The 17,205-nt window shown below is 36.0% G+C and carries 15 protein-coding genes; 10 read left to right on the top strand and 5 right to left on the bottom strand.

What is annotated here, in order from left to right; all coding sequences use genetic code 11:
• From CRS_RS10215 to fmt, 4 genes are all read left to right on the top strand, one after another.
• On the top strand, positions 1–1,349 hold a 1,349-nt coding region (locus CRS_RS10215), incomplete at its 5' end, for an OmpA family protein (RefSeq protein ID WP_142724002.1).
• Between the two features lie 213 nt (positions 1,350–1,562).
• A complete protein-coding gene (locus CRS_RS10210; protein ID WP_142723930.1) occupies positions 1,563–3,002 on the top strand; it encodes an OmpA family protein in 1,440 nt (479 codons plus the stop codon).
• A gap of 78 nt (positions 3,003–3,080) precedes the next feature.
• Entirely contained in the window at positions 3,081–4,988 is a 1,908-nt protein-coding gene (locus CRS_RS10205; protein ID WP_142723928.1) for an ATP-dependent DNA helicase RecQ, read from the top strand.
• 129 nt (positions 4,989–5,117) lie between these two features.
• Entirely contained in the window at positions 5,118–6,065 is a 948-nt protein-coding gene (fmt, locus tag CRS_RS10200) for a methionyl-tRNA formyltransferase (protein ID WP_142723927.1), read from the top strand.
• A gap of 23 nt (positions 6,066–6,088) precedes the next feature.
• On the opposite strand, the gene CRS_RS10195 is transcribed toward fmt, so the two are convergent.
• The 3 genes from CRS_RS10195 to CRS_RS10185 form a co-directional block, all read right to left on the bottom strand.
• The gene (locus CRS_RS10195) at positions 6,089–6,754 is read right to left on the bottom strand and encodes a phage shock protein B (protein ID WP_142723926.1); all 666 of its coding nucleotides are present in this window, start codon (positions 6,752–6,754) and stop codon (positions 6,089–6,091) included.
• A gap of 171 nt (positions 6,755–6,925) precedes the next feature.
• On the bottom strand, positions 6,926–8,047 hold the full coding sequence (gene ribB / locus CRS_RS10190; protein ID WP_142723925.1) for a 3,4-dihydroxy-2-butanone-4-phosphate synthase: 1,122 nt from the start codon (positions 8,045–8,047) through the stop codon (positions 6,926–6,928).
• Positions 8,048–8,115: 68 nt separating this feature from the next.
• Complete coding sequence (locus tag CRS_RS10185; RefSeq protein WP_142723923.1) at positions 8,116–9,120, bottom strand: LLM class flavin-dependent oxidoreductase; 1,005 nt, start codon at positions 9,118–9,120, stop codon at positions 8,116–8,118.
• Between the two features lie 187 nt (positions 9,121–9,307).
• Here CRS_RS10185 and CRS_RS10180 point away from each other — a divergent pair, with 187 nt between their 5' ends.
• Positions 9,308–9,766 carry a hypothetical protein gene (locus tag CRS_RS10180; protein ID WP_185150435.1) on the top strand — a complete coding sequence of 153 codons (459 nt, stop codon included), beginning with the start codon at positions 9,308–9,310 and terminating at the stop codon, positions 9,764–9,766.
• A 509-nt stretch (positions 9,767–10,275) separates the two neighbouring features.
• A complete protein-coding gene (locus CRS_RS10175; RefSeq protein WP_142723921.1) occupies positions 10,276–11,124 on the top strand; it encodes a M12 family metallopeptidase in 849 nt (282 codons plus the stop codon).
• Positions 11,125–11,165: 41 nt separating this feature from the next.
• Here the strand turns inward: CRS_RS10175 and CRS_RS10170 are convergent, their stop codons facing one another.
• On the bottom strand, positions 11,166–13,292 hold the full coding sequence (locus CRS_RS10170) for a helix-turn-helix domain-containing protein (protein ID WP_142723920.1): 2,127 nt from the start codon (positions 13,290–13,292) through the stop codon (positions 11,166–11,168).
• Positions 13,293–13,374: 82 nt separating this feature from the next.
• Here CRS_RS10170 and CRS_RS10165 point away from each other — a divergent pair, with 82 nt between their 5' ends.
• The gene (locus CRS_RS10165) at positions 13,375–13,827 is read left to right on the top strand and encodes a hypothetical protein (protein WP_142723919.1); all 453 of its coding nucleotides are present in this window, start codon (positions 13,375–13,377) and stop codon (positions 13,825–13,827) included.
• 175 nt (positions 13,828–14,002) lie between these two features.
• Here CRS_RS10165 and CRS_RS10160 read toward each other — a convergent pair whose 3' ends face one another.
• Positions 14,003–14,539: a gamma carbonic anhydrase family protein gene (locus tag CRS_RS10160; RefSeq protein WP_142723917.1), complete on the bottom strand. Its 537-nt coding sequence runs from the start codon at positions 14,537–14,539 to the stop codon at positions 14,003–14,005.
• Between the two features lie 164 nt (positions 14,540–14,703).
• On the opposite strand from CRS_RS10160, the gene CRS_RS10155 reads away from it, so the two are divergent.
• The 3 genes from CRS_RS10155 to hemH are packed head-to-tail and all read left to right on the top strand — an operon-like array spanning position 14,704 to position 17,164.
• Positions 14,704–15,582 (top strand): NifU family protein, encoded by an 879-nt coding sequence (locus CRS_RS10155; protein WP_142723916.1) that lies wholly within the window; start codon positions 14,704–14,706, stop codon positions 15,580–15,582.
• A gap of 10 nt (positions 15,583–15,592) precedes the next feature.
• Positions 15,593–16,120: an NADPH-dependent FMN reductase gene (locus tag CRS_RS10150; protein WP_142723914.1), complete on the top strand. Its 528-nt coding sequence runs from the start codon at positions 15,593–15,595 to the stop codon at positions 16,118–16,120.
• A gap of 15 nt (positions 16,121–16,135) precedes the next feature.
• Positions 16,136–17,164, top strand: a complete 1,029-nt coding sequence (gene hemH, locus CRS_RS10145; protein WP_142723913.1) for a ferrochelatase — start codon at positions 16,136–16,138, stop codon at positions 17,162–17,164.
• Positions 17,165–17,205: the final 41 nt, after the last annotated feature.

Below are 17,205 nucleotides of genomic sequence, written 5' to 3'. Positions count from 1 at the left end.
CTGGAGTTCCGCTTCTTCAGTCAGCAGATTTGACCTCTATTAAAAATGGTAACGGTAAAAACCTTTTTGGATATTCAGCGTATGTGAGTATTGATAAAGCAATTACCCATGCTTTCGGGATCAATCTGCAATATGACAGAGGGGAAACCAGACAAGGATGGTTCAATACTAAAGATTCGGCACCAGACGCATCAGCTGTAGGAGCCAGAACCCAGTATGACGCCATTTCAATCTTAGGAGACATTAACTTTTCCAACCTATTAAGAAGAGTTGATAATCATTCTCCTTACAGATGGGCACTTCATGGATATGCAGGTGTAGGTACTATTGCTTACAGAGCATATCAGAAAGATGGTACTAATAGACAGACATTAATGACTGAGGTTAAACCTTTCCAGTTAGGTTCTATGTTCTTCCAGGCAGGTACAGGTCTGAAATTCAAAGTGAACAGAAGAATTGATATTGAAGGCAGATTAATGTATGTCGTAACCGGTGATGACGAATTTGACGGTGGCGGTGATGCATACAGCGCTATCAACAAGCGTTCTGAACAGGTTTCTGACAATTTCTTCAACGCTACTTTAGGTCTTTCTTTCAAGCTTGGAAAACACGAGTCTCACTTGATGTGGCATGATCCGCTTCAGGAGATCTATTACAAACTTGATGTATTGGCAAATAAAAACCAGGATATCGAAGTATGTAAAAAAGGAGATGCTGATAACGACGGGGTATGTGATGATTGGGACAGACAGCTTGATACTCCTGCAGGAGCAAGAGTGGACGGAGCCGGAGTTGCCCTTGATACCGACCTGGATGGCGTAATTGACCTTTACGATAAGTGTGTTACAGTTCCGGGACCTGTTGAAAACAATGGTTGCCCAATCGTTAAAAAAGATAACAAAGAAACTGCTGTAGAAGTAGAAAAAACCCTTAAAGACATTTACTTTAATTTCAACAAAGCGACCATCAGACCTGAATCTAATGAGAAACTGGATCTGGCAGCTTCAATTATTAAAGAAAACGGAGGTAATTACCTGTTAACAGGTCATACAGATATTAAAGGAAATGCTGCTTACAACCTGAGACTCTCTAAAGAAAGAGCTGCTGCTGTAGTAGGAGCTTTAGAAAGCAGAGGAATCAACGAAAATGTATTAAAATCAAGAGGTGTAGGTTCTGCAGAAGCAACTATCCCAGCGTCTGCTTCAGATGCTGAAAGGATGGCAGACAGAAAAGTTACTGTAAGATTTATAGAAAGTTCAGAATGGGATTCTATTAAAAAGAAAGACTATGAAGATGCTCCTGTAAAAAAATCAGTAAAAAAAGTTCAGCCTAAGAAAAAGAAGAAATAATTCTCATAATACACCATAAACCGAAAAGAATTGTTCTTTTCGGTTTATTTTTTTTCTACTACGAATTTTTTTACATACCTTTATCATTATTTTTAGGGTAACTGGCCTGAAACGCATTAGAAATCAGCAAGTTTATTTTGAAAAATAATAATACAAAATCACTTTTTAGCGTAAAAAATCATTTAAAATAACTTAACTTAAAAAAATAACACTATGAAATTAAGTTTAGCAATTGTTGCATTCGCTTTGGCAATTCCTTCTGCCACTTATGCACAAGACTCAACGGCAGTTTCAAAAGGAGAATATCCTAATACATTTTCTTCGGGATCTGCTAATGTTTCCCCATTCACCAATCAATCCAAAAGATTCAACGATTGGTCTATTTCTGCCGGGGTGGGAGTTCCGCTTCTTCAGTCAGCAGATTTGACCTCTATTAAAAATGGTAACGGTAAAAACCTTTTTGGATATTCAGCGTATGTGAGTATTGATAAAGCAATTACCCATGCTTTCGGGATCAATCTGCAATATGACAGAGGAGAAACCAGACAAGGATGGTTCAATACTAAAGATTCGGCACCTGACGCATCAGCTGTAGGAGCCAGAACCCAGTATGACGCCATTTCAATCTTAGGAGATATTAACTTTTCCAACCTATTAAGAAGAGTTGATAACCATTCTCCTTACAGATGGGCACTTCATGGATATGCAGGTGTAGGTACTATTGCTTACAGAGCATATCAGAAAGATGGTACTAATAGACAGACATTAATGACTGAGGTTAAACCTTTCCAGTTAGGTTCTATGTTCTTCCAGGCAGGTACAGGTCTGAAATTCAAAGTGAACAGAAGAATTGATATTGAAGGCAGATTAATGTATGTCGTAACCGGTGATGACGAATTTGACGGTGGCGGTGATGCATACAGCGCTATCAACAAGCGTTCTGAGCAGGTTTCTGATAACTTCTTCAACGCTACTTTAGGGGTTTCTTTAAAGCTTGGAAAACACGAGTCTCATTTGATGTGGCATGATCCGCTTCAGGAAATCTACTACAAACTTGATGTATTGGCAAATAAAAACCAGGATATCGAAGTATGTAAAAAAGGAGATGCTGATAACGACGGGGTATGTGATGATTGGGACAGACAGCTTGATACTCCTGCAGGAGCAAGAGTTGACGGAGCCGGAGTTGCTCTTGATACCGACTTGGATGGTGTAATTGACCTTTACGATAAGTGTGTTACAGTTCCGGGACCTGTTGAAAACAATGGTTGTCCTGTAGCAACAACAGGACCAGTAGTGGAGACAGAAACTAAACTGGAAGGAATTGAGTTCGACTTAAATTCTGACAGAATTTTACCTTCAAATACTCCAATCTTAAATAATGCAGTAAACTATATTAATTCTTCAAATGGTTCTTACAATGTAATCGGAGCTACTGATACTAGAGGTACTGATGCTTACAACCAAAAACTATCTGAAAGAAGAGCAAACAACGTTAAAAATTATCTGATCAAAAACGGTGTTCAGACAGGTAAACTACAGGCAATAGGAAAAGGTGAAAAAGACCTTAAATATCCTGAGTGTGAGCCGGCAACGAAGTGTCCTGAATGGAAAAACAGAGCCAACAGAAGAGTATATTTCGAAGCTAAATAATAAACTTATTGATATATTATATGAAAGTCACGCCAGGCGTGACTTTTTTTGTCTCAATTCTTTGCTTATTTTTACATCATGATTTCTCCGCAGGATTTTCAAAAGCTAAAATATGATACTCTTAAGTATTTCTGGGGTTATACCGGCTTCAGGGATTCTCAGGAAGAAATTATCAATGCAGTGATCAACGAAAAAGACACTCTGGTTCTGTTACCTACCGGAGCAGGAAAATCCTTATGTTATCAATTACCAGCCTTATTAAAAGAAGGAACCTGTCTTGTAGTTTCACCTTTGCTGGCACTGATGAAAGATCAGGTCAACCAGCTTAAATCCAGGGGTATAGAAGCAGAATATCTTTCTTCCGAACTGGATGAATATGATGCTGAAACAATTTATGACCGCTGCAAGGAAGGACTTACAAAATTACTCTATGTATCTCCCGAAAGACTTACCAATACACAATTTATTCAAAATATGGAGGAAATTCAGTTATCCTTCATAGCTGTGGATGAAGCCCACTGTATTTCGGAATGGGGACAGGATTTCAGACCGAGCTATCAAAATATTAAAGGATTCAGAAATAATAACCCTGAAATCCCTTGTCTTGCTCTCACTGCAACTGCTACGCCAAAAGTACTGGAAGAGATTAAAAATAAATTGGAATTAAAAAATCCTTTTGTTTTTCAAAAAAGTTTCAAAAGAGAGAATATTAAAATTTTTACAGATGAAGTATCTGATAAATTTCAGCGGGTTTTTGATATTTTAAAATACAGCAATGATTCAGGAATTGTCTATGTAAGAACCAGAAAAGAAGCTGAACTGCTGGCAGAATTCCTGAAAAAAAATCAGCTGAAAAATGTGGATTATTTTCATGCAGGATTAACCACTAAAGAAAAAAATGCAAAACAGAATCTCTGGAACAACAGTGACAATCATGTGCTGATTTCTACCAATGCCTTTGGAATGGGTATTGACAAAGACAATGTCCGTTTTGTTATTCACTACTCCCCTGCCGCATCCCTGGAAAACTATTATCAGGAAATTGGAAGGGCAGGAAGAGATGGAAAAGACAGTTTTGCCTTCATGCTCTGGAACAAACAGGAACTATTGAATTTCGATCAGGTTTTAAAAAACCAGACTCCAAATAAGGCTGAATTTCTGAAGATTGTAAGTTATCTCTACTCAATTTTTCAGGTAGCCGAATTTGAACTTCCTGAAAAAACATTTCAATTGAATAGCCTCAGTATACAGAATTTTACAAAGCTTTCGAAAGCGAAGATCAGCAATGTACTTAATTTTCTGCATAACCAGGAGATTGTCTACTATAATGATAATAAAAGCCTGTCTTCGATCGAGCTGTTTATCAAAGCTGATGAGATTGATCAGTTGCCACAAAAGGATGCTCATTTTATAGAACTTCTTTTCCGTACTATATCGGGAATTACGACCCATAAAGTCATGTTCAGTGAACAGCAGGTAAGCAACAAAATTAATGTGAGCATTCCTTTAATCAAAGAAAGACTGAAAGAAATGCAGCAGAAAAATTATCTTGACTATATTGATGGGGCACTTTCCAGCATAAAGTTTCTAAGACCCCGTGATGAAAGAGCTGTGAACAGTACTTACTGGAAATTATTTGAACATATTCAGAGGAATAAAATCCAGAAATGGGAAGAAATGAAATTTTATGCAGAAAATAATGATTACTGTAAAATGAAGCTCATTCTTGCTTATTTCGGTGAGAAAAATTCAAAAAACTGTGGTCAGTGTTCAGTCTGTGAGAAAAATAAACAGTCTATTTTTGGGAAAAACATTTCCCAGCAGATCATTAATTTATTAGCAAAAAAATCTGCTACTATTGAAGAATTGTCTATACAGCTAAGCTATCATCCTAAGGAGAATATATTGGAAAATCTGATCTACCTCTTAGATTCAGGAAAGATAAGAATGCTGAATTTCAGAACCTATGCACTGAATCATGAGTAATGGGCAGAATATGAAGTAGTCATAATTCCATCCTATCTTTAAAACTCTCCCACTCTCATACTCTACAACTCCCCTACCCTCAAACACTAATACCTTCCATCTCTCAGATCAAAAACTTATCTTTGCCGTATGAAATCATTGAAAGTCGTTTTTTTAGGAACTCCTGAGTTTGCAAAAACTTCTTTGGAGGCGATCCATCAGTCTCACCATCAGGTGGCAGGAGTTGTAACCGTTGCTGATAAAGCCAGCGGACGCGGACAAAAAATTCACCAATCACCGGTAAAAATCTATGCAGAAGAAAATAATATTCCTGTTTTCCAGCCGGAAAAATTAAGAAATCCGGAATTTTTAGAAGAACTAAGAAAACTGGAGGCTGATGTTTTTGTAGTGGTTGCATTCAGAATGATGCCCAAAGTTCTTTTTGAAATGCCTAAAATGGGGACTTTTAATCTTCATGCTTCATTGCTTCCTGACTACAGGGGTGCTGCTCCTATTAACTATGCGGTCATCAATGGAGAAGAGAAAACAGGAGCAACAACATTCTTTATCAATGAAAAAATTGACGAAGGAAATATTCTTCTTCAGCAGGAATTGGAAATTTTACCCGATGAAAACGCAGGAAGTCTTCATGACAGACTGATGGAAATGGGTGCAGGACTCGTCGTAAGAACATTAGATGGCCTGGCTGAAAATGCTATTGAAGAAAAACCTCAGCCACAGGTAGAACATCCTAAAAATGCCTATAAAATTTTCAAAGAAGATACCCGGATTAATTGGAACCAGTCTTCAAAGGCTATTCATCAGTTTATCCTCGGAATGTCTCCTTATCCTGCTGCTTTTACTACGTTAAAGATAGAAAATGAAGAAAAGGGATTAAAGATATTCGGAGGAAAGTTTGAACTTGCTGACCACGGAAAGTCAGCTGGAACACTGGATATTTCAAAGAATGAGTTTAAAATCTATACCGAGGATGGAATTTACTATCCGATAGAACTTCAGTTGGAAGGAAAAAAAAGAATGATGGTAAAAGATTTCCTGAATGGTTTCCGAAACTTTGACGGAATAAAAATGGCCTGATTAAATCAGGCCATTTTTTATTTTTAGGTATTTAAAAAATTAACAAGTTTTATTAAATCTTCTTCTTTATTAAACTTTATTTTATTAGATTTAAAAAATACATCCAAGGCTTCTTTTTTTCCAGGAAAATTATCTATAATATTATTTTTGCTACCCGGATTTTTGATAATACCATTTTCAGTCTTAATATAATATATAGGAGATTCTGTTTGAAACTTGGCTGGTTTATCTTCCGAATAAGAACTTTCGGCTGGAATAACATCTATAAACACTGTTTTTATCTTTTTTAGAAGAGTATTTTTTCCACTAACTATTTCAAAGAAATATCCGGATAAATCACTTTTATCAGTCAGGTAAACTAATTTATCTTTTGTATTTGTAAATATTATATTAGAAAAAACATCATTTTTAGGTAATACATATATCTTATCATTCTTTTGAAATTCTACTTCGTCTGTATAACTATTATATCTAGCCATGATTGTTTCATAATTTTCAGATATCTTGGCAGATCTGAACTCTTTAATATTATATGGAGAACCCTTAATATCATCGTAAGATAATTGTTTGCCATTCTTGGAATTTACTCGGTAATGCATAAAAACATCAGTTGGAGCTGCTGTATTTTGAAGTTGTCCGAATGAAGCGCTATATGCAGATACAAACAATAAAAATATTATTTTTTTCATGGTAATACAGTAAATTTAATATATTAATTTCTATAAAGCTTTAATAAACTTAATTTTAAATTCTATGATGTAAAAAATCAATACTAAAATAGTAAAATTATACTAAAGTTAATCGCTTAAATAATATTTATCGATAGAATGCAATAGATGATTTTTGGTGAGGTAAAAGTTTTATAGCTGTACCATCTCAGTAACCTCTACATCATATCCTCCAACCTGAGGTTTGATATTTGTGTTTTGAGTGATTACTTTAAACTTATTGATCCCCAAATTCTTTAAGATTTGCGTCCCGATTCCATAATCTCTGTAATTATAAGCTAACGTAGGGTGCTGCTCCTGCCCGTCCTGATAGTTCAGGAACTGCTGAAGTTTTCTCAAAGTATTTTCAGAATTGGAAACATTGTTAATAAAAATAATTGCTCCTTTTCCAGCTTCATTTACGATATTGGTTACTTTTTCCAGTAAGGGTTTCTCACCATTGTTCAATCTTGTCAATACATCGAAATAAGAATCTGAAGACTGTACTCTTACCAGAACAGGCTCATCAACAGTCCAGGCTCCTTTTGTTAAAGCGAAATGGATCTGTTCATTGGATGTTTCCCTGAAAGCATAGAAATCAAAATCTCCATAATGTGTTTTTACTTTTCTTTCTTCAATTCTTTCAACCAGATTACCTTTTTTAAGCTGATAATGGATGAGGTCTTCGATAGAAACGATCTTCATGTCATGCTTTTGAGCAAAAGCATGAAGTTCAGGCAGACGTGACATCGAACCATCTTCGTTCATAATCTCACAGATTACTCCTCCTTCTTTTAAACCTGCCAGGCTGGTAAGATCAATAGCTGCTTCCGTATGTCCTGCTCTTTTCAATACTCCTCCTTTTCTTGCTCGAAGCGGGAAAATATGACCGGGTCTCATAAAATCTGTAGGTTTGGATTTTTCATCCATCAGCGCTAAAATTGTTTTTGCTCTGTCTCCTGCAGAAATTCCTGTAGATGTTCCGTTTCCTAAAAGGTCCACAGATACAGTGAAAGCCGTTTCCTTAGGATCGCTGCTTCTGCTTACCATTACTTCAAGCCCAAGCTCATCACATCTTTTTTCAGGCAGCGGCATACAGATCAGCCCTCTTCCGTGAAGAGCCATAAAATTGATAATTTCCGGCGTTGTCAGTTCTGCTGCGCAAAGAAAATCACCTTCATTTTCTCTGTCTTCATCATCTACTACTATGATTATTTTACCATTTCTAAGGTCTTCAATAGCCTCTGGAATAGTATTTAATTTAATATCGGACATTTTTACTTTTTATTTGTACAAAGATACTCATAAAAATAAGCATCTGCCAATTAATTATGGATGGTTTATTACGCTTTGGATAGAGAGTCTGCTGCCTCTCTGAAAATCTCATAAGATCTTAATCTTTTGTAATGGTCATAAATATGGGAATTGATCATTAGCTCGTCTACCTGAAATCTTTCCTGGAAATTTTTAAGCTTTTCCTGAATTTCTGCCTGATCACCAATAAAAGTATATCTCAGTTTCTGTAAAACCATAGATTTTTCCATGGGCGACCAGATTTCATCCATATCATCTACCGGAGGCGCGAAAGGTTTTCTGTCGTTTCTTACAATATTGATGAAGGCCTGGAATAAAGTAGTGGAAATTTTATGGGCTTCTTCCGAAGTCTCCGCAGCCACGCCGTTTACGCAGGCAATGATATAAGGTGTATCTAAATATTTTGACGGCTCGAAATGTTCTCTGTATATTTTAAATGCCATTTCCATCTGTTCAGGGGCGAAATGTCCTGCGAATGCATAAGGCAGACCAAGTTCTGCAGCAAGCCATGCACTGTCTGTACTGGATCCCAGAATATACAGAGGAATATCCAATCCTTCTCCGGGAATCGCACGAACCATTGCATCTGAATTTTCTTTGGAAAAATATCTTTGAAGCTCAAGAATCTGTCTGGGAAACTGCTCGTTGATAATTGCCGGATTTCTTCCTAATGCTTGTGCCGTTAAACCATCTGTTCCCGGAGCTCTTCCCAATCCCAGATCGATTCTTCCCGGGAAAAGAGATTCTAAAGTACCGAATTGTTCTGCAATGATCAGAGAACTGTGGTTGGGAAGCATAATTCCACCAGAGCCTACTCTGATCCTTTTCGTTCCATTGGCAATGAAACCTATTAAAACGGAGGTTGCTGAGCTTGCAATACTCTCCATATTGTGATGCTCTGCCAGCCAGAATCTTTTATAATTTAAATTTTCAGTATGTTTTGCTAATGATAAGCTGTCCTGAAATGTATCGTGAATGCTTTTCTCCTGCTTTACCGGAGCAAGATCTAAAACAGAAATTTCAAAATTTTTCATAGTGAGAGGTTCATTTTTCTTTGGTCTCAAAAAACCAAACAAATTTAAAACATAAAAACTGCATTAGTTACTTTTTGTAATTAATAAAACCGATCGATCACTTCAGGGAAAAACTATTGGAATTCAATTTTATTTTATCTGATTTTATTTATAGAATTTTAAGTAAATTGTCCATGTATAAAAAAGCATGAAACCAAAAATAATGTATATCGAAAACAAATCCTTCGGGCATCACGGGCCGGCTTGGATTGGTTTTGTAGAATTTTCAAAATCCGGACAAACAGTTTATTTCAATAACAAAGCCATCAAAAAGCTCAAAAACCCAGGAATCTATGCTAATCATTTTGATATAGAAACCGGAGAAGAGTATTGGATTTCGAGTGTAAAGAAAAATGGACAGGACAGACATCAGCTTGGGGGTGGAAAAATTATGATTGATAAAAATTCAATTGATGAATACCTGAAACTGGTAAGATTTACAACTATTGATGAAAAGTTTTTTGAAATTGTTGAATTCACCAAAACAGATAAAAGCAGGTTTAATACAATAGAAAATACAGAAACTGAGCTCAGAAACGAAAGTTATTATGCTACTTTTTACGACAATAATCGGAGAAAATTAATCTTAGATACTAAAATTAAATAACAGAGAATCTGACAAAACTGATGGTGAAAAATTCCAATAAAATTTTATCAGGAACTCCGATCCTGATGATATTTATAAATTATTTGGTGAGAAGTTTTTTGAGGTGACTGATAAAGAAAAACTTGTAAAACTTATGAATACAGTCAATGAGATTGGTCCTGTTGAAGAATACAATCTTGCAAAATGGGAAATAATGGTAGTAAAGGGAAGCAATGCCTGAAGTCAATATTTCTTTATGTAAAATGTAAAAAGAGTATAAAAACAGAAGATCTTTTACTTTAGAAAAGAATAAGAATGGAGATATAAAAATTGTCGGTTACAGAGTCAATCAGGATTTGCTAAACGAATAGAAATAAAAAAGGGTTTTGAATATTTTTCAGACCTTTTTTATTTTTTATGATTTTATCTATCAAAACGAATAGCAAAAAAAGATATATTTCAACAAAAATAATTCATTAAAAAGAGAATTATTAAGTATATTCGTATACCAAATCTTTAAAAACTTTAATATGAACCAAAAATCCAATTCCCTGTTCTATCCAAAATTATGGACAGGAAAAAGTGTGCTGATGACTCTTATTATCGCTGCAACATTAGTATCCTGCAGTAAAAATAATGAAGAAATTACATCCGAAGTACAAGCCAGTGCTTCCAGTGCTGAAAATGTAAAAAGGGGACAATTGAATGGCCAGGAAATTACCTATGAAAGGAAAAACGGAATGAACTTTTTCCAGGGAGATATTGTTCTTACCGAGAAACAATTGTCAGAAGGCAGCGGACTGAATAAAGGCGGTGCCAGTTATTCAAGGTGGCCCAATGGCAAAATTTACTATACCATTGCCAGCAATATGGGCTCTATCAACGTAAATAAAATCAATACTGCGATTAATGAATACAATGCCAAAACCAATACTCAATGGATTTACCGGACCAATCAGTCTAATTATGTAGAATTTATTTTCGGAAGTTCATCAGGATCAGATGGCTGGGCTCATATCGGATATCAGGGAGGAAAACAGACAGTCTCTCTGGATCAATATATTTCTGTAGGATCGGTCATTCATGAAATGGGACATACAGTGGGGCTTTATCATGAACATACCCGTAAAGACAGGGACCAGTATGTAAAAATACTATGGAACAATATCCAAAGCGGGCAGTCTTATAATTTTAATATCTATAATTCCGGAACAGATATAGGACCATTCAATATCAATTCAGTAATGATGTATTGGCCGACCTCTTATTCTAAAAACGGGTTACCCACTATTACAAGGGCTGATAACTCAAGCTTTACCTATAACAGAACCGGGTTTACGGCAGGAGACATCAATACCATCAACGCGATGTATCCTTAATTTTAATATTGAAAAATTTTCACATAAAAAGAAAAGAACCCTTAAGAGTTCTTTTCTTTTTTATAATTATAATGATTGATCAAAATTCTGATTTCATTAAATTCAAAATGGCTTGGCAGTGCGTTCTTCCATTCTGTAAGAGTTTCGTGCGGGTTTTTGTAGAACTCTTCTTCAAAAGCCTTAATCTTATCTGAAGTAATTACCCTTGCAATATCAAGCAATCCCTGTTCTGCAAACTTAGCGAGATGGCCAATCACGGTTTCTTTCACCAAACCTCTCTCCAATGCAATTTCTCCGATCGTTTTTCCCTGTTCAAATAACTGGAAGGTTAAAACCTGAGAGGGCACTTTAGCGATTTTCAGATTGATTTCCTTATCATTCTTTTCATCTAAAAGTTTCGTTTCAAGAAGATAAATATCCCGTAAACTGTTCAGATACTCTTCAATGTCTTCAAGCCAGCTTTTAAATTCTTCATTATATTGTTTTAAGCCTTTTGCACCTTTTATTTCAGCATAAAATTCTTTTAAGGGATCAAAAATCTTATTCCTGGTCTCTGTAAAAAAGAAATTAACAGCCCCTTTTGATTTGCTTTCAATTTCGGCCCATTCTTCTTTTTGTTCAATAAAATTACTGACTTTCTGGAAAATGATTCGTTCCAGTTTTTCAAAAATTTTCCCCAGATTGACCGCTTCATGTTTGAGCTGCAGATAAAGCTGTTTGGTTTTAACATGGTCAATATTCTTAGTCACAATCGAAAGGTTATTCCACTCTTCCACTTCTTTTAAAAACCATGTGCAGTCTAACGTACGCAATACTTTTCTGATGCTGTAGTCATATTTTTCCTGATTCAGAATGGCTTCAACATGATCATTGGCAATAGTATCCGTATGGAAGTGCAAAATCCTGTTGTCTTTAAAAATAACTTCAGGAGTAATTTTTGATTTTAAAACAATTCCTTCCAGTGTTCTGCAACGGGATAAAGCCACATAAACCTGACCGGCAGTAAAACTTTTACCGGCATCAATGATGACCTTATCAAACGTTAATCCCTGACTTTTATGTATCGTAACAGCCCAGGCCAGCTTTATCGGAAACTGTTCAAAACTTCCAAGGACCTCTTCCTGAATATTTTTATCTGTATCAAGAAAATACTTCTTCTGTTCCCAGGTTTCTCTTTTTACCACAATTTCATTTTCACTCTCATCCAGTACCACCCGGATTTCATTTTCATCCAATCCTATGATCTCTCCCAACTTTCCGTTAAAATATTTCTTTTCACCGGAAACATCATTACGGATAAACATAATCTGAGCCCCAATTTTTAATTCTAAAAACTGCTCATTCGGAAACTGGTTTTCTTTAAAGTCACCCACAAGTTTAGCTTCATAAACCTGAGGATCTGACTTGATTTCCGCTAACTTCTCCTGGTTGATTTCATCTGCCATTTTGTTGTGAGAACAAAGATATACGTAAGATTCTTTCCCCATGTCGAAGTCAGGATCATATCTTTCATTCAGATGCTCAAAATCAATATTGTCAACATCACCGTCCCGGATAGCATTCAGGATTTCGAGAAACTCCTGATCAGACTGTCTGTATACTTTTGTCAGCTCAATGGTAACAATTGGGATTTCCTTAATGGCATGACTGTCGAAAAAGAAAGGAGAGTTGTAATACATTTTGAGGATATGCTCATCCCTCACTACCGGAGGAAGCTGATACAAATCGCCGATGAACAGCATCTGCACACCACCAAACCTCTGGTTATTTCTTCGGATAAACCGTAAAGAAAAATCCATCATATCCAGTACATCAGCTCTCAACATCGAAACCTCATCTATAATGATAATTTCAACTTCTCTTAAAAGCTTAAGTTTATCTTTACGATATTTGAAATGAGGCATCAGGTCAGCAATATTATTTGCCAAGCTGGTATCTATCCTTTCTGTTGTCGGCAGAAAGGTTCTCAATGGTAATCCGAACATAGAATGGATCGTTACTCCGCCGGCATTAATAGCAGCAATTCCCGTAGGAGCTACCACAATATGCTTTTTCTTCGTTCGTCTTACAAAATCATTAAGAAACGTTGTCTTCCCTGTTCCCGCTTTCCCGGTCAGAAAAACACTTCTATTGGTATACTCTATTAAGTCAAAAAAATGATTATTCATCGTTTTCAAAAATACGGAAATGAATTTGATTTTCTTACCTTGGCATAAGTTTTGAAAATTCTTAAAAAGAAAAATGTTTATTGTGAAAAAAATATTCTTTCATATCCCAGCAATAGTATTATGTACTACATTAACTCTTGTTTCCTGTAATACCTCAAATAATGCCAACATCAATCTTCCTGTTGATATTGCAAACCGACCTGCTGATGAAGACAGCCAGAAATATGAACAAGCACAGCTCGATAAGTTAAAAGCTTCTATAGAATCTGAAGTTTCTGGGGAAAAATGTACGGATGCCAGTGAATGGGCTTTTACTCCAATGGGATCAAAACCTTGTGGCGGACCTCAGCAATACATTGCTTATCCCAAGAAAATAGAAGCTTCTTTTTTACAAAGAGTGAATGAATATACTGATAAAGTGAAGGCTTTTAATGAAAAATATAATATTACGTCTGACTGTATGATGATCGAGCCACCTACATCGCTCAAATGTATCAATGGCAAGATCAGGCTTATTACACCGGATAATAATTAACAATAAAGCAAAGGTTCTATATCAAATCGAAAAAGCTCTGTTTTGAAACAGAGCTTTTATATTTATTTTAAATAGATCAATGGTAAATTTTGCTTCGCAAGTGAATAGTGAATTTTTGACACCAAAAATAATTGATAAGTGCAGCGAATTGACTATTCACTATTCACTTTACAGGTTATAATTGATGATCTTTCACATTCTCCTTGTACCAGGAAGAATATTTCACATAGTTATCCGCAATTCTGTTTACTTCTCCTTCCAGCAACTGCGCATTGATATCTTTGATTTTTTTTGCAGGAACTCCTCCCCAGACTTCTCCTGATTTAATATGAGTTCCCTGAGTCACTACAGAACCGGCTCCTACAATAGAATTTTCTTCCACCAGACAATCATCCATCACAATAGCTCCCATCCCAATCAATACATTATCTTTAATGGTGCATCCATGAACAATTGCGTTATGCCCGATAGAAACATTGTTACCAATATTCAAAGGATATTTCTGATAAGTACAGTGCAGCATTGCATTATCCTGAACATTCACTTTGTCGCCCATTCTGATATAATTAACATCTCCGCGTATCACTGCATTATACCAGACACTGCAGTCTTTTCCCATGGTAACATCACCAATAATGGTTGCCGTTTCTGCTAAAAAAGTATTCTCTCCGATCTGTGGTGCTTTTCCTAAAAGTTTTTTTATAAGTGCCATAATATTAATTTGAAAATTTGAAATGAGCCAATTTGAGAATGTGATATGTGCGATATAATTTCAGGTATCTAACTTCTAAATTACAGCGATAGCAAAAATCTAACTCTCAATTTTCAGCTTCTAACTTCTAATGCGTATTTTTGTATCTCAAATTTAACGAAAAAATGCGTACCGTACTTATAGAACCAACCGAAAACCCGAAAGTGATGAAATTTGTAGCTGATTACAATCTCATCCCAGGGTCTTTGGAACTGGACAGAAATTCAGATATATCAGAAATTCCACTGGCACAGGAACTTTTCAATTATCCGTTTGTAGAAAGAGTTTTCATTACGGCTAATTTTGTAGCTGTGGCAAAACAGGATACCATAGAATGGGAACATGTTGCTGAAAGTCTGAAAAACGTAATTGAGGATGAGTTATTGGCTAACCCGAGAATTTATCTTCAGAAGAAAAAAGAAATGTATCAGATTTATGCTGAAATGACTCCAAATCCCAATGTCATGAAGTTTGTATCAAACAAGCTGCTGATGGATGGTTTTGTGGAAGTAAAATCGAAAGAAGCGGCTGAAGAAGTTCCTTTGGCTCAGGCTATTTTTAAAGAATTTGATTTTGCAACGGAAGTTTTCATTTCTGACAACTTTGTAGCAGTTACAAGAGACAACTCTGTTGAGTGGCACCAGGTGATGATGACTGTTCGTGCTCTTATTGCTGAGTATCTTCAAAACGGAGGTGAAATTTCAAAAATTGAACCTCAGAAACATGAAAATCCTGTTGAAAAGATCATCAACAGAGATTATACTGAAGATGAGCAGAAAATTTCAGATATTTTGAATGAATATGTAGCTCCTGCCGTAGAAAACGATGGAGGAAAGATTTCTCTGATGGAATATGATCAGGAAAATAAAACGGCAAAAATGCTTCTGCAGGGAGCATGTTCCGGCTGCCCAAGTTCTACAGCTACCCTGAAAAACGGTATCGAAAATATTTTAAAGCAATTCGTTCCGGATTTAGTAGAAAAAGTAGAAGCTGTAAACGGATAAAACAGTGGCTATGCCTCCCGGAAAGAAAATTATAGTCATTATTGGAAGTGCTTCTGAAAATTCCAGCAATCAGCAACTGATGCAGCAGGTACTGGAAAAAATGGATGATGCAGATTTCCAGATGTATGATGATCTTTCTGTTCTTCCGCATTTTAATACTGCGTTAACGGATCATAATACTCCTGAAGAAGTACTTAAGATCAGAGAGGATATTAACAATGCAGCAGGGATTATATTTTCTACGCCGGAATATATTTTCAGTATTCCAAGCAGATTAAAAAATCTTTTGGAATGGTGTGTTTCCACTACGGTTTTTTCTGAGAAACCGGTAGCTGTAATCACGGCTTCTGCCAGTGGAGAAAAGGGACATGATGAGTTATTATTCATTTTAAAGACTCTGGGTGCTGTAGCAGATGACCAACATCAGGTATTAATAAAAGGGATAAAAGGAAAATTTGACAGCAATGGCTTACTGGAAAGTGATACCTTTGCTAAAATAGCAAAATTAGTGACAGATTTTACAATATCTGTTTCATAATTAAAAATTAGAATATTGAATAAGAAAGGAATTTTACTGGTCAATCTCGGATCGCCGAGATCTACCTCTGTAAACGACGTAAAGGAATATCTTGACGAATTTTTGATGGATGAAAGAGTGATAGATTATCGCTGGATTTTCCGTGCTCTTCTTGTACAGGGAATTATCCTGAAAACCAGACCTGCAAAATCTGCCGAAGCCTATAAAACTGTTTGGACAGATAAAGGCTCTCCACTGATTGTTATCACAGAACAGATTCAGAAAAAGCTTCAGAAAGTAGTAGATGTTCCGGTGGAAATAGGAATGAGATATGCAGAACCTAGTATTGAAACCGGCATTCAGAAACTGGTAGATCAGGGAATTACGGAAATTGTTCTTTTTCCTCTATATCCTCAATATGCGATGAGCACAACGGAAACGGTGATTGAAAAGGCAGAAGAAGTCAGAAAAAAGAAGTTTCCACAGGTGAAGATCAATTATATTCAGCCTTTCTATAACAGAGATATTTATATCAACTGTCTTGCAGAGAGTATTAAGGAGAAGCTTCCTGAAAATTTCGATGCCCTGCAGTTTTCGTATCATGGAGTTCCGGAAAGACATATTTATAAGACAGATCCTACCAAAACCTGTAATCTTAATGACTGCTGTTCCAGAGAAGATAATCCGAGTCATCAGTTCTGCTATCGGCATCAATGTTATAAAACGACACAGCTTGTCATTGATAAACTGAATTTACCTAAGGAAAAAACCATTGTTTCTTTCCAGTCAAGATTAGGAAAAGACAAATGGATTGAACCTTATACTGATGAAACGCTTGAAGGTATTGGCAAAAAAGGAGTGAAAAACCTGGCCATTGTCTGCCCTGCTTTCGTTTCTGACTGCCTGGAGACGCTTGAAGAAATTTCTGTGGAAGGAAAAGAACAGTTCCTCCATGGAGGTGGAGAAAATTTTCACTACATTCCATGTCTTAATGATGAAGACCGTTGGATTGAAGTGGTAAAAATTCTTTGTGAAGAAAAACTGAATGATTTTTATCTGGTGTAATTTACTTTACTCAAAATATACAAAAGGCCACAAGATTAACT

It is taken from the genome of Chryseobacterium sp. ON_d1, assembly GCF_006829085.1.
Lineage (GTDB): Bacteria > Bacteroidota > Bacteroidia > Flavobacteriales > Weeksellaceae > Chryseobacterium.
The sequence above is the reverse complement of the archived record's forward strand: the minus strand, read 5'-3'. Positions and strand labels throughout refer to the sequence as shown.